The organism is Achromobacter sp. K91, from assembly GCF_003576205.1.
Taxonomy (GTDB): Bacteria; Pseudomonadota; Gammaproteobacteria; order Burkholderiales; family Burkholderiaceae_B; genus Achromobacter; species Achromobacter aegrifaciens.
Window position 1 is genome coordinate 1 of sequence record NZ_QWFB01000060.1, and the last position, 23,244, is coordinate 23,244.

The following is a 23,244-nucleotide window of genomic DNA, read 5'->3' on the forward strand; positions in this document are numbered from 1 at the left end:
CGGCGAGAATGCGCGGCGCGTCCAGGGGACGTCGGGCAGGGTGAAACGGGAAAGGGTTTCGACGCGGGCCCAGAGGCGCTCGGCGTTCAGGGGAGGAAACTGCACAGACATTGCCGTTTCCCTCAGGCCTGGCGCGGACGCAGGAAGCGGCCGTCGCCCTTCTGATTGACGATGCCCTTGCCATCGTAGACCTGCTGGCCGCGGCACCAGGTGCCCGCGACGCGCACGGTGAACTCGCGGCCTTCGAACGAACTCCATTGCACCGCCGACAGGCTGGTAGACGGATCGAAGGCATAACGTTCCGGCTTGAGGATGACGATGTCGGCGTCCTTGCCCACCTCCAACGAACCCTTGCGGTCATCCAGCAGGAAGTGCTGCGCGGGGTTGCGGCTCAGTTGGCGCACCACCATGGACGGCGCGATGCCATGCTCTTCGCAGCCGGTCCAGAAAGCGGGCAACAGCGTTTCCAGGCCCGGGCCGCCGGACGAGTTCTTGAATACGTTCGGATTCTGCTTGCGCTCCAGGCCCCAGCTGACATGGTCCGACGACACGAAGGTGCATTCGTCCTTGGCGATATGGGTCCAGAGCAGGTCGACCTCGGCCTTGGGACGGATCGGCGGATAGTGCTTGGTCTTCGCGCCGAAGCGGCGGGTGTGCTCTTCGTGGTTCAGCATCAGATACTGCACGCAGGTTTCGATGCTGGCGCGATGGCCGTTGCGGCGGTACATATTGCAGATCTCGAAACCGCGGGAAGTCGACACGTGTACCGCATGGGCGCGCGCGCCGGTTTCGGCGCCGATCTCATAGATCAGCGCCGTCGCCAGGTTCTCGATCAGCGGCGTATGCGCGCGCATGAACGCGTCCCAGCCGGTGTCGTCGGCCTCGACCAGCCGCGCGATGTTCTTGCGGGTCAGTTCCTGCATCTGGTTGTGTACGCCGCAAACCAGTCCGGATGGAGCGATCAGGCGGAAGGCTTCGTACAGATCGTCTTCCTCGATGCGGGGAAATCGGCCCGGGGTCGCTTCGAAGGTCGAAAACTTGAAGGCGCATACGCCGCCTTCGATAAGCCCCGCCGCGGCCGCCACGCCGTGCTGGGTGTTCAGGGTGCCGAACAGCGCCACGTCCACATGGCAATCGCGCTCCACCTCGGCGATCTTGGCGTCGAGCTGCGGACGCGAAGCCACGGGTTCCGGATCGTCGTAGGGCATGTCGACCATGACCGTCACCCCGCCGGCGGCAGCCGCGCGCGATGCCCAGCCCAGTCCTTCCTGGTTCAGCTGGCTGCCCGAATGCACCTGGCCGTCGACCACGCCGGGCACGATCCACTGGCCCCGCGCATCCACGCTGTCGCGGCCCGCGGGGGCCTCGCCAGCGCCGCGCGCCGCGACCTTGCCGTCCCTGACCGCCAGCCAGCCGTCCATCACCACGCCATCCGGGTCGACGATGTTGCCGCGCACCACCAAATCGAAATCGCTCATGACCGCTTCCATCCTGTGTTGAGTGCAGGCAGTGTAGGAGCGGCCATCCAAAACGTCTTATGCTTATATGTGCGTGAGAATTAACATCAGGTTAAGCATATGAAATTGAATCTGCGGCAGATCGAAGTCTTCCGGGCCATCATGCTCAGCGGCTCCATCAGCGGCGCATCCAAGCTGCTGTTTGTTTCGCAGCCCGCGGTCAGCCGGCTGATCGCCTATACGGAGCAGCGCCTGGGCTTGATGCTGTTCCAGCGCATCAAGGGCCGGCTGTACCCCACCCCTGAGGCCCACCGGCTGTTCGTGGAGGTCACGGCGCTGTACCAGAACGTGCAGCGCGTGAACGAGGTCGCCGACAATCTCGCCGAAAACCGCGAGGGGCAACTGCGCCTGTCCTGCAGCCCCAGCCTGGGCCAGTCCTTGCTGCCCCGCGCCATCGCGCAGTTCCGACGGCAATTCCCGGAAGTGCGCATCGTCCTGCAAACCTTGATCCCCACGGTGATGCAGCAATCGCTGTTGACGCAACAGGTGGAACTGGGCGTGGCCTACATGCCGGTGGAACACCCCAGCCTGGCGTGGCAGCCGCTGTATGAAAACCAGATCGTGGCGGTGCTGCCCAAAGGGCATCCGCTGGCGGCGCGCGGCCGCGTGACGGTGCACGATCTGGCCGAAGAGCCGCTGATCGGTTACAGCGCGGACATTCCCTTCGGCATGTTGATCAACAAGCTGTTCGGCGGCGAACATGCACAACCCGAACCGCGCATCGAGGTCCAGCAGGCGCACGTCGCCTGCGCCCTGGTCCAAGCTGGCGCAGGCGTGGCGCTGGTGGACGAGATTACGGTAGCCGGGCCGATCTGGTCGGAAGTGGTGACCCTGCCGATCATCGGCACCGTGAACGCGCCGGTCAATGTGTTTCATCTCGCGCTCCAGCCCCTGTCCCGGCTGGCGCTAGCCTTCATCGACGTGCTCCACAAGCTCGACCAGCGCGGCTGAATCAGCCCGGCGCCTCGATCACGAGACTAGGGGATATCCCTCAGGCCCTTTTCCCGCTGCCCAAGCGCTCCGCTATGAGCGCGTCCAGTAATTAACACCATGTTATGTACAAAGCATAAAAGGTAATACGACATTATCAAGGCTGCTTCCTATGATCCCCCCGTCCATCCCGCAACCGTTGCGGGAATCATTGAAATGAGCAACCGGGAGGAAAGGCGTCATGGGAAGAATTTTGACGATGCAAGATGTCGAGGCTGCGGTTCGAGGCGGGTCGGTATTCGCCTGCGGCGGAGGCGGCTGGGCCGAGCATGGGCGTGAGCTGGGCTCGCTTGCCGTCACCATAGGCCGCCCTGAACTGGTAACCATGGATGAGGTGCCGGACGACGCCTGGATCGCCACGGCGGCCGCGATTGGCGCGCCGGGCGGGCTCACCGACTGGCAAATGCTGGGCATCGACTACGTCAAGGCCGCGCAACGGCTGCAGGACGCGCTCGGAGAGCGGATCTACGGGCTGATCATCGGCCAGAACGGCATGTCCAGCACGCTGAACGGCTGGCTGCCTTCGGCCGTGCTGGGAACCAAGGTCGTCGACGCCGTCGGCGACATCCGCGCCCACCCCACCGGCGACATGGGTTCGCTGGGATTGGCGGGCAGCCCGGAACCGATGATCCAGTGCGCGGTGGGTGGCAACCGCGCCAGCAATTCCTATATGGAGCTGACCGTCCATGGCGCCACCGGCAAGGTATCGCCGGTGCTGCGCAAGGCGGCCGACATGGCGGGCGGCTTCATCGCCAGCTGCCGCAACCCCATACGCGCTTCCTATGTGCGCCGCCATGCAGCGCTGGGCGGCATCAGCAAGGCCCTGGCGCTGGGCGAGGCCATCATCGCCGCACAAGCGCGCGGCGGCAGCGCGGTCATCGACGCGATCTGCAAAGCCACGCAGGGCGAGATCATCGCTTCCGGCAAGGTGGTGCGCAATACGCTGCGCTACACCGACGAAGCCTTCGACATCGGCACCGTCGAAATCGGCGAAGGCGCCTCCAAGCGCATCATCCATGTGATGAACGAACACATGGCGGTGACCGACGGCCAGGGAGAACGGGTGGCCTGCTATCCGGATGTGATCACCACGCTGGACAGCGACGGTAACCCCGTCAGCGCGGGCAAGCTGCGCGAGGGCCTGCAAGTCAGCGTGCTGCACGTGCAAAAGCAACACATCCCCCTGTCTTCCAGTGTGACGGATCCTTCCGTCTATCCCATCGTGGAAAAGGCGCTGGGCATGAACTTCACCGACTACGCATTGGCATCCTGAGGTAAACGGCGTGAAACGAGAATTCAACATCCCCGGCGGCAGCACCCTGCGCTGCAAAGGCTGGCGCCAGGAAGCGCTGCTGCGCCTGCTGGAAAACGTGCTGGCGGTGGGCGAAGACCCGGCCAACCTGGTGGTCTACGCCGCGCTGGGCCGGGCCGCGCGCGACTGGCCCGCGCATGACGCCATGGTGCAGGCCCTGATGGAACTGGAGGAGGACCAGACCCTCATCGTCCAGTCGGGCAAACCCATAGGCGTGCTGCGCACGCATCCGCAAGCGCCAATCGTGATCATGGCTAACTGCAACATGGTCGGCCAGTGGGCGCATGCCGAGAACTTCTACCAGATGGAACGCGACAACCTGATCTGCTGGGGCGGACTGACGGCGGGCGACTGGCAGTACATCGGCTCGCAAGGCGTGATCCAGGGCACCTATGAGATCTTCTCGCGCATCGCTGAACGCCACTTCGACAACGATCTGCGGGGACGCTTCATCCTGACGGCGGGCATGGGCGGCATGGGCGGCGCGCAGCCGCTGGCCGGCCGCATGGCGAATGCCGCCATCCTCACGGTGGAGATCAACCCCGAGCGCATCGAAAAACGCATCAAGGCAGGCTTTCTTGAACGGCGCGCCGACACCCTGGACGAAGCCCTGGAGTTGATCCAGGCGGCACAGGCCCGCCGCGAACCCGTTTCGGTCGGCCTGTTGGGCAATGCCGCGGACGTCTACCCCGAAATCCTGGCCCGCGGCATCGTGCCCGATATCGTCACCGACCAGACCTCGGCGCACGACCTGGTCTACGGCTACATTCCCGCCGGGCATACGCTGGAACAGGTGGCCGACATGCGCCGCAACGACGTGCCTGGGCTGATGGACGCCAGCCGCGCCTCCATCGTCCGCCACGTCACCGCGATGCTGGGATTCAAGGACCGCGGTTCGATCGTCTTCGACAACGGCAACCTGATCCGCACCCATGCGAAACAGGGCGGCGTCGAGCGCGCGTTCGAAATCCCGGTTTTCACCGAGGCGTTCCTGCGGCCCCTGTTCGCGCGCGCCATCGGTCCGTTCCGCTGGATCGCGCTGTCCAACGACGCGGACGACATCCGCAAGATCGACGACTTCCTGCTGCAACGTTTCCCGGACAACTTCATCGTGTCCAACTGGATCCGGCTGGCGCGCAAGGAAGTGCCGTTCGAGGGCCTGCCCGCGCGCATCGCCTGGCTCGGCCACGGCGAGCGTACCGAGCTGGCGCTGGAAGTGAACCGGATGGTGCGCGAAGGCGTGCTGAGCGGGCCCGTGGCCTTCACACGCGACCACCTGGACGCCGGCGCCATGGCCCATCCGAACATCATGACGGAAAACATGCGCGACGGCTCCGACGCCATCGCCGACTGGCCGTTGCTCAATGCCATGATCAATTGCTCGTCCAGCGCCGACCTGGTGGCGATCCATTCGGGCGGCGGCGGATACAGCGGCTACATGACCAGCGCCGGCGTAACCGTGGTGGCGGACGGCACCGAGGCCGCCGACCAGCGCCTGCGCCTGTCGATGACCAACGACACGGCCAGCGGCGTACTGCGCTATGCGGATGCGGGCTACGAAGACGCGCTGGACGAAGTGCGCAAGAAGAACATCGCACGAATCGACACCACCCGATACAGCCACAACAGCCCTGGACAGAGCGACTAGCGACCGTGGGCGGCACGATGCTTGAAGGCGTGCGCGTGCCGCCGCAGGGCCAAGGGGCGGCGGTTCATTTTCAGTTTATTCAGAGCGTGCTCCAAGCACGCATGATTCCAGGGGAAAGCAATGAAAGACATCACGATCAATCCGGGAGCCGGAGCTCCACCCGGCCGTCCGGCGCATCAGGCCACGGCGCAGGAGCGCAGCGGCCGCAAGGCAGTGATTGCCGCGTCGGCCGGCAATGCCCTCGAATGGTATGACTTCACCGTCTATGCCCTCTTCGCTGTCTACATCGGACAGAACTTTTTCCACAACTCCGATCCCACCGTGCAACTGATGGCCTCGTTCCTGGCCTTCGGCCTGGGCTTCGTGGTGCGTCCCCTGGGCGCGTTGGTGCTGGGTTCCTATGGCGACCGCGCCGGCCGCAAGGCGGCATTGACCCTGACCATCATGCTGATGGCCGTGGGCACGCTGCTGATCGCGGCAGCTCCGCCGTATGCCGCGATCGGCGTGGGAGCCCCGCTGCTGATCGTCTGCGGCCGCGTGCTGCAAGGTTTCTCTGCCGGCGGCGAGGTCGGCGGCGCCACCGCCTTCCTGGTCGAACATGCGCCAGAGGGCAAACGCGGCCAGTATGCCTCGTGGCTGCAGGCCAGCATGGGCATCTCCAACCTGCTGGGCGCGCTGGTGGCGACCTTGGTCACCACGCTGCTGACCGAACAACAGGTGGGCGAATGGGGCTGGCGCGTGCCGTTCATCATCGGGCTGGCGATCGCGCCGGTGGGTCTGTGGATGCGGCGGGCGCTGGACGAAACGCCGCATTTCCGCGAGGAACAGGCGCGCCAGGAGCGCCAGGGCGACCACGTCAAGGCGCCGCTGCTGGCGGTCCTGCGCAACTACCCCAAGGAGCTTCTGACCGGCCTGTGCATGTCGGTGCTGTGGGCGGTCGGCCCCTACGCGCTGATCATCTTCATGCCCATTTATGTGCAGAAATCGCTGGGCTTCTCCAGTTCACAGGCCTTCACGGCGGCGCTCGTGGGCAATCTGTTTCTGATCGGCGGTTGCGTATTTTCCGGCACGCTGTCGGACCGCTACGGGCGCCGCACCGTTCTGCGCGCAGCGGCGCTGATCCTGCTGATCGCCGTCTACCCGCTGATGATGTGGCTGAAGGCGACACACACCCTGGGCGCACTCATCGTGGTGCAATCGCTGTTCTGCCTGATGGTGGCGATGTACGTGGGCGTGGCCCCCGCGGCCTTGTCGGAAGTGTTTCCCACGGCAGTCCGGTCTTCGGGCATGTCCCTGTCGTACAACACGGCGGTCACGGTGCTGGGCGGATTCGCGCCCGCCATTCTTACCTGGATCACCTACACCACGGGCGTGGCGTTTGCGCCCGCGCTCTACGTGATGGGCGCCTGCGTGGTCGCACTGGTGGCGCTGACCCTTCTTCCGCAGGGCCGCCATGTTTGACGCGCGCAAGACATGGATCGCAGCCGCCGCCCTGACCTTGGCCTGCTTTTGTTCGGCGCCGCTCGCGGCTGAACCGCCCGGCTCGGCCGAGCTGGTGCTCCTGGGGGTCGCCGGCGGCCCGACCTGGTACGGGGATGACTCGCCGCACGGAATATCCTCGGCCGTACTGGTGGATGGCAAGGCCTACGTCGTCGACCTGGGCTCGGGCGCCTATCGCCAGTTGCGCCGCGCGGGCGTCAAGCCCGGCTCGGAGCAGGCCGTCTTCCTGACGCATCTGCATACCGACCACATCATCGATCTGGCCAACCTGCTCATGTATGACCCCAGCGCCCGCCGCCGCGCCAAGGCATCGATGCAGATTTACGGGCCTGGCCGGCGCGGCGCGCTGCCGCCGCTCGCGCCTGGCATGAAGGACGCCCCCGTGATCCACTCGGAGAATCCTTCCGCGGGGACTCGCGACCTGGTCGAATCGGTCATTGCCGGCATGTCGGCCGATCTGAACATCCGGGTGCGCAGCGAAGGCGTGCCGGACATCCGGCAGTTCTTCCAGGCGCACGACATCGAGGTTCCGGACGGCGTGGTCAAGGACCCCAACACCGACCCGGCCCCGCCGATGGACCCGTTCCCAGTCTGGCAGGACGAGCGCGTCAAGGTCAGCGCCATCCTGGTTCCGCACGGGCTGGTGTATCCCAATTTCGCCTACCGTTTCGACACCAAGGCGGGTTCCGTGGTGTTCTCCGGCGATACCGCGGTCAGCGAAAACCTGATCAAGCTGGCCCGCGGCGCGGACTTCCTGGTGCACGAGGCGATCGATCCGGCCTGGGTCGACCACATCGTCGGCGCCAAGCCCTGGGATGCCCGCCAGCAAGCGTTGGCCCGCCAACTGCTGGAAGCCCACACCACGCCGCAACAGGTCGGCGAAGTTGCCACCCGCGCTGGCGTCAAGACGCTGGTGCTGTCCCACCTGGTCCCGGGCGACGCCCCGGCGGAGCATTGGCTCCAGGCACGGCAGACCTTCCAGGGACCGGTAGTGCTGGGACAGGACCTGCTGCGCCTGCCCCTCGGTCCCTAACGCCCGCCCCCCCCAATTTGCACGCTTTCCTCCGCGGACCGCCAGTCGGTCCGCGGGGCGCGCCGCATCCACAGCATCCGTAGCTTCCGTCATGCCAGGAGTCGCAATGCCCACGCTGAACTCACCGTTCTCCCCTACCCGCCTCCATGGCGCACTCATCCGCCGTTCACTGGGCGCCGCCCTGCTCGGCGCCTTGCTCTGGCCATTGGCCGCCACCGCAGCCGCCTGCGCGCCAGTCGAGCTGGACGGCCGCTCGCTGACCCTGGCGCAGATCGAATCCGTGGCCAGGCAAGGCTGCCGCGTGACGGTGGCCGACGACGCAATGCAGCGGGCGGAACGCTCCTATGAGCTGCTGCTGGCGTATGCGCGACTGGACCGCCCGGTGTACGGATTGAACCGGGGCGTGGGTCTGAACAAGGACCAGACCATATTCCAGGGCGGCGCGATTTCGCCCGAGGTCCGCAAGCTGTCGGAGCAGTTCAACCGCAACCTGCTGCGCTCGCACAGCGCCGCCTACGGCAGCGAGGCGCCCCAGGAAGTCACGCGGGCCGCGATGCTCATCCGGCTGAACACGGCCCTGTTCGGCGGCGCCGGATTGCAGCCTGCCGTGCTGCGCCAGTACGCCGAATTCCTCAATCGCGGGGTGACCCCCGTCATGTTCGGCGAGGGTTCGGTCGGGCAGGCCGACATTACGATTCTTCCGCAGATCGGACTGGCGATGATGGGCGAAGGCCAGGCCTACTACGGCGGTCAGCGCCTGCCCGCGTCGCAGGCATTGCGTCAGGCGGGGCTGACGCCGATACAACCCTTCGGCAAAGACGCGCTGGCCATCGTCAGTTCCAATGCCTATGGCGCCGCCGTCGCGTCGCTGGCGGCGTTGGACGCCGCCAGGCTGCTTTCCCAGGCCGATGCGGTCGCCGCGCTGTCGCTTGAAGGGCTGGACGGCAACCTCGCTCCGCTGTTGTCCGCGTCCCAGGCCCAACGCCCGTATGACGGGCAGGTAAGCACGGCCCAACATATCCTCACGCTGTTGCGTGGCAGCTCGCTGTGGCGGCAGGACCCGAAACGCGCGCTGCAGGATCCGTTGAGCTTTCGCACGGTGAGCCAGGCCCATGGGGCCGCCCGGGACATGCTGGAGCTGCTGCAGCGACAACTGCTGCTGCAGATCAATAGTTCCGACGACAACCCTACCGTGGCGCTGGATGCCCGGCCCGCAAGCGATGCCCAGCCTTATGAATTGCAGTTCTACGTCACGCAGGGTCCAGTCCAGGGCGCCGTGATTCCCAACGCCGGATTCGATCCCAGCGCCTGGGCCCTGCCCTTGCAGAGCATGGGCGTGGCCTTGTCACAGGTGGCCCAGTTGTCGGCGCAGCGCACGCTTCGGTTGACCGATACGGCGTTCACCGGGCTGCCGCGGTTTCTCAGCCCGGGCAATGGCTCGATCGGATATGGCCCGATCCAGAAAACCGTCTCGTCGCTTGCCGCCGAGATACGGGTCCTGGCGCTGCCGATCGCCACCGATGTGCAGCCCCAGGCCGGCAATATCGAAGACGTGGGGACCAATGCCCCCGCCACGGGCCGCAGAGTGGCCGCTCAGATCGACCGGCTGACCACCCTGCTCGCGGTGGAACTGATGCACGCCGCCCAGGCGGTGGACTTGCGCGTGGCCAAGCATCCCGATTTCGCCGTCGGGACAGGCACTGGCGCGTTGCGGCATGACTTCCGCGAGCGCGTCCCCTACATGAAGGAAGACCGCCGCAACGACGAAGACATCGTCGTTGCGGCCGATTTCCTGGCTCACGCCAGGCAGCAGCAGCCGGCAGCGGCCTCTACGGCGCGCTGACGCCTCCCAGCCTACGCCGCCACCGCCTCCTCCAGCATCTCCAGCCGGTCCTGCCCCCAGAACACTTCGCCCCGGTACACATACGATGGCGATCCGAACACCCCGGCCGCGACCGCGTCGTTGGTGTTGCGGCGGTAGACGGCCTCGATGCCGGGCTCGGCCGCCGCGGCCAGCAGCGCCGGAGCATCCAGCCCCTGCTGCGCCAGGATGGCGCGCAGGGTGGCCTCGTCGGAGATGTCCTGCTCGTCGCACCACTCCGCTTTCAGGATCGCCTTGTACAGCGCCGCCACCGGCAGGCCGGCATGGTCCGCCGCGATGACGATGCGCGAAGCCAGGCTGGCATCCGGGCACATATAGGCCGGTTGCGGATTGACGCGGATGTCCAGCTTGCGGCACCAGCGCGCCAGCTCCGTCACGCGGTAAGCCTGGCGCTCAGGTGCGCGCAGGCCCAGCAGGATGCCGCCGGTGCGGGCGTAGACCTCGGGCAGGTCCACCGGCAGGTAGCGGATCACCGCCTGCTGGCGCGCCGCCAGCGCCTCCAGCCTGTCGGCGCCGAGGTAGGCCCAGTCGGAGTTCATCCAGAAGTAATAGTCGATGGTCTTCATGGCGTCCTCAGGTTGGCGCGGGCCGGCACCCGCAAGGCCGCAACCGCAGGCGCCTCGCTGCGCATCAGCCAGGCGCTGAACAGGGCGATCACACCCAGGATGCTCAGGTACCACACCACGTACTGGGGATCGCCCCCGCCCTTGGCCAGCAGCCAGGTCGCCACGATGGGCGCCAGGCCGCCGCCGATGGCGCCGGACACCTGTACCGCCAGCGATATGCCCGTGTAGCGCACCTCGGCCGGGAACTGGCTGGAGAACAAGGTGCCTTCCGGCCCATAGAGGCAAGCGTAGACCAGGCCGACCGCCAGGCAAACCGCCAGGATGATCCAGCCCGTGTCCCGCGTGCCCAGCAGATGGAAGAACACCGGCGCGCACGCCAGGATGCCCAGGGTGCCGGCCATGAACACCCACTTGTGCCCGATCTTGTCGCCCAGCATGCCGAACAGCGGCATGGTGAACAGCGCCACGGCCGCGCCCCAGATCGTGGCGTCCAGCATCACGGAACGCGCAATGCCCAGCGTGCCCGTGGCGTAGGCCAGCGAGAACGTCACCACGGTATAGAACCAGGTCACTTCCGCCAGCCTTGCGCCCACCACCACCAGCAGCGCGCGGCGATGGTGCTTCAGGACTTCCGCCACCGGCACTTCGACCTTGGCGCCCTTCTCTTTCATCTGCTCGAAGTCTGGCGACTCGGCCACCTTGACCCGGATGAACCAGCCCACCAGCAGCAGAACCACGCTGGCCAGGAAAGGCAGGCGCCAGCCCCAGGCCAGCATGTCGGCCTCGGGCAAGGTCGCGACCGCCCCCATCGCCAGCGACGACAGGATCAGGCCCGGCGCCACGCCGGCTTGCGGCAGGCTGCCGAAAAAGCCCTTCTTGCCATCCGGCGCATGCTCCACCGCCATCAGCACTGCCCCGCCCCATTCGCCGCCGACCGCGATGCCTTGCAGGAAGCGCATCAGCACCAGCAGCACCGCGGCCCAGTAGCCGATCTGTTCATAGGAAGGGATCAGTCCGATCAGGATGGTGGGCACGCCCATCAGCAACAGGGTGATCAGCAGCATGGATTTGCGGCCGATCTTGTCGCCGTAGTGGCCGAAGATCACGCCGCCCAGCGGCCGTGCGAAAAAGCCCACGGAATAGGTGGCGAACGCCGCCAGCGTGCCCGTCAGCGGATCGAAGGAAGGAAAGAAGATCTTGTTGAAAATCAGCGCGGCAGCGGTGCCGTAAAGGAAAAAGTCGTACCACTCGATGGTGGTGCCCATCATGCTGGCCAGTCCGGCCGTCACGTAATCGCGGCGCGAGCGCGCAGCCGCAGGCTTGGTCGTCATCATCATGACTCCCCGAAAAAAGTTCTGGAGGAATGGGGCTGCGCGGTATCAGGCGGCGGGCAGCGGCAAGGGCGCAATGCCATGCGTCTGCCGGGCCCAGTAATTGAACGTCGCATTGACGATCGAGGGCTTGAGCAGATAGTCGTGCGCTTCGCGCGCCAGCGCATCGTCCACCGGCGTCAGCGGGCCGAAGGCCTGCGCGCGGATCTGCATGCGCGCCGCGCGTTCCAGGTAGACCGACAGGTAGGTCGCCTCTTCGCAAGACACGCCGGCCGTCAGGTAGCCGTGATGTGCCAGGATGATGGCGCGCTTCTTGCCCAGCGCGCCGGAGATGATCACCCCTTCCTGGTCAGCGATCGGCACGCCTGGCCATTCCCCCAGGAAGGCGCAGTCGTCGTGCAAGGGCGTCATGTCCATCTGCGAGATCACCAGCGGCTGGCGCGCCGCGGCCAGCGCCGAAGCCCAGGGCGAATGCGTGTGGATGATGGACTGCACGTCGGGCCGCGCTTCGTATACCCACAGGTGAAAGCGCGTGGCCGGGTTGGCCATGCCCTCGCCCGTCAGCGTGTGCAGGTCGCGGTCCACTTCGATGAAATCGGCCGGCGTGGCTTCGTCAAAGCCCAGCCCGAAGCGCAAGGTCCAGTAGGCCCCCGGACGCTGCGAGCGCACGCTGATCTGGCCGGCGAGCCCGGCTTCCTGTTCGGTCATGGCCAGGATGCGACAGGCATAGGCCATGGTTTCCTGGATGCTGCGCGGCACGGCGTGCAGATGGCGCGCCATTTCCTGCGTGGCGCGGGTGTCGAAATAGGATTTCTCTCGTAATGCGGTGCTCATGTCTTCCCCTGTGTAATGCCCGCGCCATCGGCGCCACCGGACGCCGCGCGAGGTATGCACAGTATGGAAAACCAGCCGCGATACAGCCATGCAGCCAGCGTCATAGCTGCTATTCGACCCGCCAGGCCGGCTATTGCGCCGCGATGCGGTGGGCGACGGCCAGCAGCTCGCTCACCAGCGGCAGGGGCTGGCGGTTGGCCAGCGTGATGGCGACCACGCGCCGCCGCAAGATGGGGCTCTGGACCCGGACCTTGCGCAGGCCGTACTCGGTCAGCAGCTTGTCGGGGATGCGGGACGGCAGGATGCAGGCGCCCACGCCCGAGGACACCAGCTTGAGCATGGCGTCTATGGTTTCGGCCTCGGCCACGAACTCCGGCTCCAGCCCCGCGCTATGGATCATCTTGCGCAGCGCATAATGCGGCGGAAAGCCCACCAGCCGCAGGTCCATGCCGGCCAGGTCGACGTCGTCCTGCATGGGCACGTCGCCGCGCACGATCAGGCACATGTCGTCATCGAACAGGGTGGCCGACGCCAGGTTGTCCGAAGCCACAGCCGCGTCGTAGACGAAGCCCACGTCCGCCTTGCCGCTCTCCACCAGCGCCACCACCTCGGGCGAACTGCGGCCCATTACGGACAGGTTCACGTGTTCATGGCTGCTGACGAAACTGGCCACCACTTCTGCCATGAAGTAGTAACTGAGCGTATGCACGGTGGCCAGCCGGACCGTGCCCTGCGTCACGCCTTCGCGCTGGCGCACGGCCTCCAGCACCCGGTCGATGTTCCTGTACGCGGGCTGGATGCCGTCGAACAGCCGCGCGCCGGCCTCGGTCAATTCCACGCCGCGGCCTGTGCGCACGAACAGCGGCTTGCCCACGTGGGCCTCCAGCGCCGCCAGTTGCCGGCTCAGCCCGGACTGGGTCTGGTCCAGGTCCTCGGCCGCGCGCGATAGCGATTTGAGTTCCGCGATGCGCAAGAAATAGCGCAACTGCCGGTCCGGTGTATCCATGCTGCCCTCCCGCCCCCTTTTCGATGCGCTCATGCTGGCGCGGCTGACAGTGTGCACCAGCGACCGGTCCGGCACTACGGGGATTTGCGCTAAGGCCGGGTTGGCGTACCCTGGCATACCCAGGCCTCTGCCACGAAAAGGAACCTCGCATGACCGCGTCCCCGCCCCAGCGTCCCATCGCCGCCACCATCGCAGCAGTCGTGCGCGACGGCCGCGTGCTGCTGGTGCAACGCGCCAACCCGCCTGACCAGGGCCGCTGGGCCTTTCCCGGCGGCAAGATCGACGCGGGCGAAGGCGTGCTTGCCGCCGCCGCGCGTGAACTGCTGGAAGAAACCGGTGTGCGCGCACAGCCGCTGCATGTGTTCGACGCGGTGGACGTCTACGACCGCGACGACGCGGGCGCGCTGCGCCGCCACTTCATCCTGATCGCGGTGCTTTGCCGCTGGCAAGCCGGCGAGCCGGTGGCGGGCGACGATGCCGCCGACGCCCGCTGGGTGCCGCTGGAAGCATTGGACAATCATTCGCTCGCGACCAGCTTCGGCGTGGCCGAACTGGCGCGCAAGGCGGCGGCGCTATCATCGGCCGCGCCGTAGCGTTTCAGGCTGGCTCCCCCAGGCCGCTTTCCAGCAGCCAATCGCGAAACACCCGCGCCTTTTCCGGCATGGCGCCCCTGCCCGGCCACACGAGGTAGTAGCCAAACTCCTCCAGCCAGGCGTCGCCGGCCAGCCGGACCAGGCGTCCAGCAGCCACGTCATCCTGCACCATCGCCACGGGCAGCAGTCCTGCGCCCTGGCCAGCGGCCACGGCCTGCAGCAGCAGGCTGCCATCATCGAACGCGGGCCCACGCGGCATGCCCGCGTCCTCCACGCCCTGCGCCGCAAACCACAGTTGCCAGCCGTTGCGCGCTTCGTCATGCACGCGCGGCCAGCGCAGCAGTTCCCGCGCGCCAGCCGGCATCCCCAGCTTCGCCACCAAGCCGGCCGATGCCACCGGCACGACTTCCACGGTCAGCAGGTGTTCGCTTTGCAATCCCGCATAGCGGCCCAGTCCGTGGCGGATCGCGATGTCCGCGCCGTCCCGGCCGAAGGCCGCCAGCGCGTTGCTGGTGACGAGCTGCAGGTCGATCTCCGGATGGCGGGCATGGAAGTCATGCAATCGAGGGATCAGCCAGGCCGACGCGAAGAACGCGGTGGTGCTGAGGGTGAGCACGCGGCTCTCGGGCGGCTGGGCGACACGGGCGGACGCGGCCAGGATCTGGCGGAAGGCATTGCGCACCGGCGGCAGGTAACCGTGGCCGGCATCCGTCAACTGAATGCCGCGGTTCACGCGCAGAAACAGCGCCACGCCCAGATGCTGCTCCAGCGACTTGATCATCTGGCTGACCGCGCCGGGCGTCACGCATAGCTCCTGCGCCGCGTCCTTCACCGACAGATGGCGGGCCGCGGCTTCAAAGGCGCGCAACGCGTTGAGCGGAGGCAGTCGTGGAGCGGTCATTTCCGAAGAGTTCAATGATTTAGTTTTTCTAATTCAAATCGAATAGAAATCATGGTTTGTACGCTGGTCCAGCAGACATTAACTTGATCGGGTCTGTGACGAATAGAAGATGGATAAAGAATAGATGAACTATACGGAAGACATCAAGGCCGCCGACCTGCACCAACTCGATCTGCTGGCGCTCGCCGCCCTGATCCGGGCGGGCGAGGTCTCGCCCGTGGAGATCACGCGCGCGCAACTGCGGCGCATCGAAGCGCTGGACGGCGACCTGCGCAGCTACGCCCATGTGACCGCGGCCTCTGCGCTGCAGGAAGCCCAGGCCGCCGAAATCGAAATACGCCAGGGGCGCTACCGCGGCCCCCTGCATGGCGTCCCCCTCGCGCTGAAGGACCTGTTCCGGCGCAAGGGCGTGCCGACGGCTGCCGGCGCCGCGATCCACCGGGGCGTGCCCGCCGACCATGACGCCACGGTAGCCAGCCGCCTGCGCGACGCGGGCGCCGTGCTGCTGGGGCAGCTGCAAATGACCGAAGGCGCGTACTCCGACCATCACCCCGACGTCGCGCCGCCGCGCAACCCCTGGCACGCGGATTACTGGATCGGCATCTCATCCAGCGGATCGGCGGCGGCGACGGCCGCGGGCTTGTGCTTCGGCGCGACCGCCTCGGACACCGGCGGTTCCATCCGCTGGCCTTGCGCGGCCGCGGGGCTGACCGGCATCAAGCCGACCTGGGGCCGTGTCAGCCGCCACGGCATGTTCGAACTGGCGGCCTCGCTGGATCACGCCGGCGTCATCGCGCGCAGCGCGGCCGACGCCGCGGCGCTGCTGGAAGCGATTGCCGGACCCGACGCGAAGGATCCGACCGCGTTGCAAGCGCCCGTGCCGCGCTACGCCTTGGAGGCCGCCGTTCCCGCTGCCGGCCTGCGGATCGGCGTGGATATGAACTGGAACCACCGCAACGTAGATGCGCAGACCCAACGCATGATGGAATCGGCAATGCAGGCCTTCGAACAGCTGGGCGCAACCCTGGTGCCGCTGCAGTTCCCCATCGAAGACGCGGCGCAGGCCGTGCGCGACTGGGCGCCGCTCTGCGCGGTCGAAGCGGCGGTGGCTCACGCCAGCACCTATCCATCCCGCAAGGCGGAGTACGGACCGGTGCTGGCCGGCGTGATCGAAGCGGGACGCTCGCTATCCGGCCTCGACTACCAGCGCATCCTGTTGCGTCGCATGGCCATGCGAGGCAAGGTCGACGCCTTGTTCGGCCGCGTCGATGCGCTGCTGACGCCAGTGCAGCCCATGGCGCCGCTCACGCTCGAAGCCATCAGCGTCCTGGGACTACAGCCCGGGCTGGTCGAAGCGCTGCAACGCTATACCTGCGTGTTCGACATGACCGGGCATCCCTGCCTGACGCTGCCCGCCGGGCAGTGCGAAGCCGGCATGCCCATGGGCCTGCAACTGGTGGCGGCCCATCTGGGCGAGCCCGTGCTGTTCCGCTTGGGCGCCGCTTTCCAGGCGGCGACAAGCTGGCATCTGCGCCGGCCGGCACTGTGAGGCCGAAGATGAACACGCATGCGCGGCACGGCGCCAGCCGGATCTTCCACGGCTGGCGGGTGGTGGCCGCGGCCTTCGCCATCACCTTGCTCGGCTTTGGCAGCGCCTATTCCTTCAGCGCCTTCGTCGACGCCTTGCAACGCGACTTTTCCGCCACGCGCGGCGCGGTGTCGCTGGTGTTCTCGCTGGCGGGCTTTCTCTACTTCGGTTTCGGCGTGGTCAGCGGTCCGCTGGCGGACCGATACGGCTCGCGTCGCATGGCCTGGATAGGCATGCTGCTGGTGGCGTTGGGCCTGGCGCTTGCCAGCGCCGCGCAGAGCATGATGCAGATCTACCTGGCCTACGGCCTGGGCGTCGGGTTGGGCGTGGGCTGCGCCTATGTACCGGTGGTGGGCGCGGTGCAGCGTTGGTTCCTGCGCCGCCGCGGGCTGGCCTCGGGGCTGGCCGTCAGCGGCATCGGCGTGGGCACGTTGCTGGTGCCGCCGCTGGCGTCGGCGCTGATCGAACTGTGGGGCTGGCGCGCCGCGTATCTGGCGCTGGCCGCGGCGGTGGCTGTCCTGGGCTGCGCCGCGGCGCGCTGGGTTGAAAATTCGCCGCAAGACCGCGGACTGCAACCCGACGGCGACGCAGCCTCCACAGTCCGCGCAGCGCCGGCCTCCCCGCCCGCCGGCGTGCCGGTGCTCACCGCCATCCGCAGCAGGGTCTTCCTGCTGCTGTACCTGGCAGCCATGGCCGGCGCCTTCGGCGTCTTCGTGCCTTTCGTGCATCTCATCCCGTACGCCTTGGATCATGGGATCGCGCCGGGGCTGGCCGTGCTGCTGCTGGGCTTGGTCGGCGTGGGCAGCACGGCCGGCCGATTCCTGCTGGGCACGCTGGCCGACCGCCTGGGCCGGCGCGCCTCGCTCGCCACGATGTATGGCGGCATGGCGGCGTCGCTGGCGCTATGGGGCGCTTGCGGCCAGTTCTGGACGCTGGCTTTGTTCGCCCTGGTGTTCGGCGCGTTCTACGGCGGCTGGGTGGCGCTGATGCCGGCGGTGGTCATGGATTACTTCGGCGGCCGCCACGTCAGCGGCATCATCGGCGCGCTCTACACCAGCGTGGCGTTCGGAACGCTGATCGGTCCGGTGGCGGCGGGCCATGCGTACGACCTCAGCGGCTCCTATCTGCTGCCCATCGTCGCCAGTGCGGCGGGCAACGCTTTGGCGGCGGCGATCACGGCACTGCTGCCGCGGCAAGGCGCGACGCAGGCCGCGCCGCGCCCAGCTCTACTATAGGGATCCATCCAGGCACTCCCGGCGCCCCATGTTCGAAACCTACCTTTCCCGCTGGCAACTCACTCCCGACGGCGCTCCCGTCATCACGCACGCCGCCCAGTTGCTGCCCGTGCGCCATCGCGGCCTGCCCGCCATGCTCAAGGTCTCGCACGAGGAAGACGAAAAGCAAGGCGGCGTGCTGATGCGCTGGTGGGACGGCCAGGGCGCGGCGCGCGTGCTGGCTCACGACGACGCAGCCATCCTGCTGGAGCGGGCCACCGGCACGCGCTCGCTGGCGGACTACGCCCGCAACGGGCGCGACGACGAGGCCACCCGCATCATCTGCAGCGTGCTGCGGGACCTGCATGCCCCACGTGCCCAGCCGCTGCCCGCGCTGCGTCCGCTGGAAGAATGGTTCGAGGAACTGTGGCCCATGGCGCAGGCGCAAGGCGGCATCCTGGCGCACAGCGCGCGCCACGCCCGCGCCCTGCTCGACAGTCCGCGCGACCTGACGGTGCTGCACGGCGACGTACACCACGACAACATCCTGGACTTCGGCGAACGCGGCTGGCTGGTCATCGACCCCAAGCGCCTGCATGGCGAGCGCGCCTTCGACTACGCCAACATCTTCTGCAACCCGGACCTGGCGGATCCCGTTCCGCCCGTCGCCATCGTGCCTGGGCGCTTCGAGCGGCGGCTGGAGCTCATCGTTGCTCAGTCGGGCCTGGAGCGCCGCAGGCTGCTGCAATGGATCCTGGCCTGGTGCGGACTCTCCGCCGCCTGGTTCATGGGCGGCGGCGAAGACGCCGCGATCGACCTGGACATCGCCCGCCAGGCGCACGCGCTGCTGGAACGCTGAATCGCCGCCGCTGTAAACAAGGCATTCGGCTCGATGCGGTAAGGTGTAGCCCCACACCCCTTATCTCTTCATTCCCGGAGTACCGAATGACCGGATTGTTCATCGTGGTGGCGGCGCTGGCGTTCCTGATGCTGGCGGCGTATCGAGGCTATAGCGTGATCCTGTGCGCGCCCATCGCGGCCATGGGCGCGGTGCTGCTGACCGACCCGTCGGCGCTGGCGCCCGTGTTCTCGGGCATCTTCATGGAGCGCATGGCGGGCTTCGCCAAGCTCTACTTCCCCGTGTTTTTGCTGGGCGCAGTGTTCGGCAAGCTGATCGAGCTGTCGGGCTTTTCGCGCGCCATCGTGCAGGCAGTGCTGCGCCTGATCGGCGCCGAACGCGCCATCATGGCCATCGTGCTGGTCTGCGCGGTGCTGACCTACGGCGGCGTCTCGCTATTCGTGGTGGTGTTCGCGGTGTATCCGTTCGCGGCCGAGATGTTCCGCCAGGGCGGCATCCCGAAACGGCTGATGCCGGGCGCGATCGCGCTGGGCGCGTTCACGTTCACCATGACCGCGCTGCCCGGCACGCCGCAGATCCAGAACATCATCCCCACCACTTTCTTCGAAACCACCACCTGGGCCGCGCCGTGGCTGGGCCTGATCGGCGCCTGCTTCACGCTGACCGCCGGCATCGCCTACCTGGAGTGGCGGCGCAAGCGCGCGGCAGCCGCGGGCGAGACCTACGGCACCGACCTGCGCAACGAACCGGTCACGCCGCCCAATGAACGCGAGCACCATCCGCTGATCGCGCTGCTGCCGCTGGTGGTGGTGGGCGTCGCCAACTACCTGCTGACGCGCTGGATACCGGGCTGGTATCCGGCAGGCTCCGAAGTCGCGCTGCCGGGCCTGCCCAAGCCCATGCCCGTCAACGCCGAGGACCAGGTGGCGCTGTGGGCGGTGATGGGCGCGCTGATCGCGGGCATCGTCACCATCCTGCTGTTCTCGTTCCGCGGCATCAAGGCGCATTTCGCCGAAGGCAGCAAGAGCGCGGTGTCGGGCGCGTTGCTGGCCTCGATGAACACCGCAGCGGAATACGGCTTTGGCGGCGTCATCGCGGCCCTGCCCGGCTTCCTGCTGGTGGCCGACGCGCTCAAGGCCATCCCCGACCCGTTGGTGGGCGAGGCGGTGGCCGTGACCTCGCTGGCCGGCATCACGGGTTCCGCCTCGGGCGGCATGAGCATCGCGTTGGCGGCCATGGCGCAGACCTTCATCGACAGCGCCCACGCGGCGGGCATCCCGATGGAAGTGCTGCACCGGATCGCCGCCATGGCCAGCGGCGGCATGGACACGCTGCCGCACAACGGCGCGGTGATCACGTTGCTGGCGGTCACGGGCCTGACGCACCGGCAGTCCTACGGCGACATCTTCGCCATCACGCTGATATCGACCACTTCGGTCTTCCTGGCGATCGCGGTGTACTACCTGACCGGCATCGTCTGAGCCAGGCCGGCTGCGATGACCTCCGCCAGCCATTGCGTGAAGACGCGCACCCGCGCCGACACCTGGCGGTTCTGCGGATACAGCACCGACACAGGCATGGGCGCGGGCGGCGCGCCGGGCAGCACGATCTTCAACTCGCCCGCCGCCAGCTCGCGCTCGACGCGGTAGCGCGGCACCTGCACCAATCCCAGGCCGGCCAGCGCCGCACCGGTGTAGAGCTCCGCGCCAGTCACGCTGACCACGGCCCTGGGGCGTACCTGCACGTTCTTGCCGTCGACCATGAAATCGAGCGGCAGGCTGCGCCCAGTGGCGCTGGACAGGTAGTCCACCGCCCGATGGCCTTCCAGATCTTCCAGCCGCCGCGGCTCGCCGTGGCGCGCCAGATAGGCGGGGCTGGCCACGGTGACCTGCGGCATCAGCGCGATCTGGCGTCCCACCAGCGAGGAATCCTGCAGCGTGCCGGTGCGCAGCACGCAGTCCACGCCTTCGCGCACCAGGTCCACCAGCCGGTCGTCCTCGCCCAGTTGCAGCACGATGTCGGGATAGCGTTCCAGAAAGGCCGGCAGGCCGGGCATGACGAAGAACCTGGCCAGCGTGCCCTGCGCATTGACGCGCAACAGGCCCTTGGGCGAGGTGTCCAGGAAGGCGCCGTCGGCCTCTTCCAGATCCGCCAGGAGCCGCACGCAGCGCTGGTAGTGGGCCTCGCCATCATGGGTCAGCCGTACCTGGCGCGTGGTGCGTTCAAGCAGCCGCGCCCCGAGGCGCGCTTCCATCCGCTTGACCAGATTGGTGACCGTGGGCCGCGGAATCTGCAGGTCCTCTGCCGCCTTGGAAAAGCTACGCCTTTCGGCGATGCGCACGAACACCTGCATTTCCTGGAACCGGTCCATTGTCACTCGCCCATTATTAATGCAGATGAAATTATGTTAGCGAATATAGAGTAATTATCTTTTTTCTGGAATAGTTCAAGATACGCCTCACCCCCATCCAACCGGAGATACGACATGAACACCCAGGCCACGCAACGCATCGCGCTCGTCACCGGCGGATCGCGCGGCATAGGCGCCGCCATCGTCCGCCGCCTGGCGCGCGACGGCCACGCCGTCGCCATCAACTACGCCTCCAGCGCCGCCGAGGCCGAGGCGCTTGCCGACGAAATCCGCGCCGCGGGCGGCCGCGCCCTGGCAGTGCGCGCCGACGTGTCCCGGGCGGACCAGGTGCGCGCCATGTTCGACCAGGTGGAAGCGGGACTGGGCCGCATCGACGTCCTGGTCAACAGCGCCGGCATCCTGAAGATGGTGCCGCTGGCCGAGACCAGCGACGAGCTCTACGAGCAGACCTTCGGCATCAACACCCGCGGCACCTTCAACACGCTGCGCGAAGCTGCCACACGCTTGGCCGACGGCGGCAGCATCGTCAACGTGTCCAGCACCACCATCGCGCTCAACCTGCCGAACTACTCCGTCTACATCGCCAGCAAGGCAGCGGTGGAAAGCCTGACACAGGTGTTCGCCAAGGAATTGCGCGGCCGCCGCATCACGGTCAACGCGGTGGCGCCCGGCCCCGTCGCCACCGACCTCTTCCTGAACGGCAAGAGTCCCGAGCTGATCGAGCACTACGCCAAGATGCCGCCCCTCGAACGCCTGGGCCAGCCCGATGACATTGCCAACGTGGTGTCGTTCCTGGCAGGCCCCGAGGCAGGCTGGGTCAACGGGCAGATCCTGCGCGCCAACGGCGGCGTCGCCTGATCCGCCGCATTCCGAAGCGGTACAACGCAAGTCCGCGCGCGGCCATTCGGCCGCGCCATCCCTCATCCCTACGCACGAGCGCGCCGCTTTCGGCGCGTGCGCGGCGCATCGCCCCGACAGCCGCGAATTTGCGTGTATCCCTCATCCGTTTTACCCATGCCCCCATCGCCTGATGGGTTGAGCGGCTGCGCCCGCTCGCCGCGTTTCTCCATTGATCACTCGGGCCTTTGACTTACGGACAAGTCTGGCCAGCTGGACGAGGTTTGCATGAGACGAGAGCCGGAAGGTCTGTATTAGGCTGATCCCGTAGTACTCCGACTCACCTTGATCAATTGGACGAAAGTAAATGAATCAACTCATTCATCCGGATTGCCACCCCTTCACCGCCGCAGGCAACCTGAAGCAGCTCTCGGCGTTCTACGAGGAGGGACGTCGGGTCATGTGGATGATGCTGCGCGCTCAACCGCGTCCGTGCTTCAACCATGAATTGATCGACGAGATCATGACCCTGGCGCGCGCCGCCAAGGACTCCGGCCTGCCCATCGATTTCTGGGTCACCGGCTCGCTCGTTCCTCAGATCTACAACGTGGGCGGCGATCTGAATTTCTTCGCGGAAGCCATACGCACCGGCAAGCGCGAAGCGCTGCGGGCGTACGCCCGGGCTTGCGTGGATTGCGTGCATGCCGCCACCCGCGGCTTCGACACCGGCGCGATCTCGCTGGCGATGATCGAAGGCACCGCCCTGGGTGGCGGCTTCGAGGCCGCGTTGGCCCACCACTTCGTGCTGGCGCAGAACACCGCCCGCATGGGCTTTCCTGAAATGGCGTTCAACCTCTTCCCTGGCATGGGCGGCTACTCGCTGGTGGCACGGCGTTCGGGCATGAAGCTGGCCGAAGAGCTGATCGGCACGGGCGAATCCCATACCGCCGAATGGTTCCATGGCCGCGGCCTGGTCGACGTGCTGTTCGAGCCGGGCGACGCCTACAAGGCCACGCGCACCTTCATCGACGTGATGCGGCCCAAGCTCAACGGCATGCGCGCCATGCTGCGTGCGCGCCAGCGCGTGCTGAGCCTGTCGCGCTCGGAGCTGATGGACATCACGGAAGATTGGGTCGAGGCCGCGTTTTCGATCGACCCGAAGGACCGCGCCTACATGGAGCGCCTGGTGATGGCGCAGAACCGCCGCAGTTCTTCCAGCGCGGAGTCCGCGCTGGAAGCCACCATGCATTGATGCGGCAAGG

Annotated in this window: 20 protein-coding genes; 13 read left to right on the forward strand and 7 right to left on the reverse strand. The window is 67.0% G+C overall.

Annotated features, from left to right (window positions below; translation table 11 throughout):
- Positions 1-122 precede the first annotated feature (122 nt).
- The gene (locus DXK93_RS27750; protein ID WP_119451837.1) at positions 123-1,478 is read right to left on the reverse strand and encodes a dihydroorotase family protein; all 1,356 of its coding nucleotides are present in this window, start codon (positions 1,476-1,478) and stop codon (positions 123-125) included.
- A gap of 99 nt (positions 1,479-1,577) precedes the next feature.
- On the opposite strand from DXK93_RS27750, the gene DXK93_RS27755 reads away from it, so the two are divergent.
- The 6 genes from DXK93_RS27755 to hutH all read left to right on the forward strand — a co-directional run bounded on the left by DXK93_RS27755 (position 1,578) and on the right by hutH (position 9,843).
- A complete protein-coding gene (locus DXK93_RS27755; protein WP_119451793.1) occupies positions 1,578-2,468 on the forward strand; it encodes a LysR family transcriptional regulator in 891 nt (296 codons plus the stop codon).
- A 220-nt stretch (positions 2,469-2,688) separates the two neighbouring features.
- Entirely contained in the window at positions 2,689-3,780 is a 1,092-nt protein-coding gene (locus tag DXK93_RS27760; RefSeq protein WP_054459120.1) for a DUF917 domain-containing protein, read from the forward strand.
- 10 nt (positions 3,781-3,790) lie between these two features.
- The gene (locus DXK93_RS27765; protein ID WP_054459119.1) at positions 3,791-5,467 is read left to right on the forward strand and encodes a urocanate hydratase; all 1,677 of its coding nucleotides are present in this window, start codon (positions 3,791-3,793) and stop codon (positions 5,465-5,467) included.
- Positions 5,468-5,587: 120 nt separating this feature from the next.
- Positions 5,588-6,928, forward strand: a complete 1,341-nt coding sequence (locus tag DXK93_RS27770; RefSeq protein WP_054459118.1) for an MFS transporter — start codon at positions 5,588-5,590, stop codon at positions 6,926-6,928.
- Positions 6,921-8,000 (forward strand): MBL fold metallo-hydrolase, encoded by a 1,080-nt coding sequence (locus tag DXK93_RS27775; protein WP_054459116.1) that lies wholly within the window; start codon positions 6,921-6,923, stop codon positions 7,998-8,000. Before DXK93_RS27770 ends, DXK93_RS27775 begins: the two co-directional genes overlap by 8 nt.
- A 106-nt stretch (positions 8,001-8,106) precedes the next feature.
- Positions 8,107-9,843 (forward strand): histidine ammonia-lyase, encoded by a 1,737-nt coding sequence (gene hutH / locus DXK93_RS27780; RefSeq protein WP_054459115.1) that lies wholly within the window; start codon positions 8,107-8,109, stop codon positions 9,841-9,843.
- An 11-nt stretch (positions 9,844-9,854) separates the two neighbouring features.
- Here the strand turns inward: hutH and DXK93_RS27785 are convergent, their stop codons facing one another.
- The 4 genes from DXK93_RS27785 to DXK93_RS27800 form a co-directional block, all read right to left on the reverse strand.
- The gene (locus DXK93_RS27785; RefSeq protein WP_119451794.1) at positions 9,855-10,448 is read right to left on the reverse strand and encodes a 2-hydroxychromene-2-carboxylate isomerase; all 594 of its coding nucleotides are present in this window, start codon (positions 10,446-10,448) and stop codon (positions 9,855-9,857) included.
- Positions 10,445-11,782 (reverse strand): MFS transporter, encoded by a 1,338-nt coding sequence (locus DXK93_RS27790; protein ID WP_082401350.1) that lies wholly within the window; start codon positions 11,780-11,782, stop codon positions 10,445-10,447. The genes DXK93_RS27785 and DXK93_RS27790 overlap by 4 nt, the downstream gene beginning before the upstream one ends.
- A 45-nt stretch (positions 11,783-11,827) precedes the next feature.
- Positions 11,828-12,613, reverse strand: a complete 786-nt coding sequence (locus tag DXK93_RS27795; RefSeq protein WP_013393140.1) for an aldolase — start codon at positions 12,611-12,613, stop codon at positions 11,828-11,830.
- Between the two features lie 130 nt (positions 12,614-12,743).
- Entirely contained in the window at positions 12,744-13,619 is an 876-nt protein-coding gene (locus DXK93_RS27800) for a LysR family transcriptional regulator (RefSeq protein WP_119451795.1), read from the reverse strand.
- A gap of 149 nt (positions 13,620-13,768) precedes the next feature.
- Here DXK93_RS27800 and DXK93_RS27805 point away from each other — a divergent pair, with 149 nt between their 5' ends.
- Positions 13,769-14,212 (forward strand): NUDIX hydrolase, encoded by a 444-nt coding sequence (locus tag DXK93_RS27805; RefSeq protein WP_119451796.1) that lies wholly within the window; start codon positions 13,769-13,771, stop codon positions 14,210-14,212.
- A gap of 4 nt (positions 14,213-14,216) precedes the next feature.
- On the opposite strand, the gene gcvA is transcribed toward DXK93_RS27805, so the two are convergent.
- Positions 14,217-15,113 (reverse strand): transcriptional regulator GcvA, encoded by an 897-nt coding sequence (gene gcvA / locus DXK93_RS27810; RefSeq protein WP_054459106.1) that lies wholly within the window; start codon positions 15,111-15,113, stop codon positions 14,217-14,219.
- 124 nt (positions 15,114-15,237) lie between these two features.
- Between gcvA and DXK93_RS27815 the strand changes: the two genes are divergently transcribed.
- From DXK93_RS27815 to DXK93_RS27830, 4 genes are all read left to right on the forward strand, one after another.
- On the forward strand, positions 15,238-16,662 hold the full coding sequence (locus DXK93_RS27815; protein WP_119451797.1) for an amidase: 1,425 nt from the start codon (positions 15,238-15,240) through the stop codon (positions 16,660-16,662).
- Positions 16,663-16,670: 8 nt separating this feature from the next.
- Positions 16,671-17,936 (forward strand): MFS transporter, encoded by a 1,266-nt coding sequence (locus DXK93_RS27820; RefSeq protein ID WP_119451798.1) that lies wholly within the window; start codon positions 16,671-16,673, stop codon positions 17,934-17,936.
- 28 nt (positions 17,937-17,964) lie between these two features.
- Positions 17,965-18,774 carry an aminoglycoside phosphotransferase family protein gene (locus tag DXK93_RS27825; RefSeq protein ID WP_119451799.1) on the forward strand — a complete coding sequence of 270 codons (810 nt, stop codon included), beginning with the start codon at positions 17,965-17,967 and terminating at the stop codon, positions 18,772-18,774.
- Positions 18,775-18,860: 86 nt separating this feature from the next.
- Complete coding sequence (locus DXK93_RS27830; protein ID WP_119451800.1) at positions 18,861-20,255, forward strand: GntP family permease; 1,395 nt, start codon at positions 18,861-18,863, stop codon at positions 20,253-20,255.
- Here DXK93_RS27830 and DXK93_RS27835 read toward each other — a convergent pair.
- Positions 20,234-21,145, reverse strand: a complete 912-nt coding sequence (locus DXK93_RS27835; RefSeq protein ID WP_054459096.1) for a LysR family transcriptional regulator — start codon at positions 21,143-21,145, stop codon at positions 20,234-20,236. The two genes, DXK93_RS27830 and DXK93_RS27835, sit on opposite strands and share 22 nt — an antisense overlap.
- Positions 21,146-21,259: 114 nt before the next feature.
- Between DXK93_RS27835 and DXK93_RS27840 the strand changes: the two genes are divergently transcribed.
- Both DXK93_RS27840 and DXK93_RS27845 read left to right on the forward strand, forming a co-directional pair.
- Entirely contained in the window at positions 21,260-22,003 is a 744-nt protein-coding gene (locus DXK93_RS27840) for an SDR family oxidoreductase (RefSeq protein ID WP_119451801.1), read from the forward strand.
- A 346-nt stretch (positions 22,004-22,349) separates the two neighbouring features.
- Entirely contained in the window at positions 22,350-23,234 is an 885-nt protein-coding gene (locus DXK93_RS27845; RefSeq protein WP_054459094.1) for a crotonase/enoyl-CoA hydratase family protein, read from the forward strand.
- Positions 23,235-23,244 lie beyond the last annotated feature (10 nt).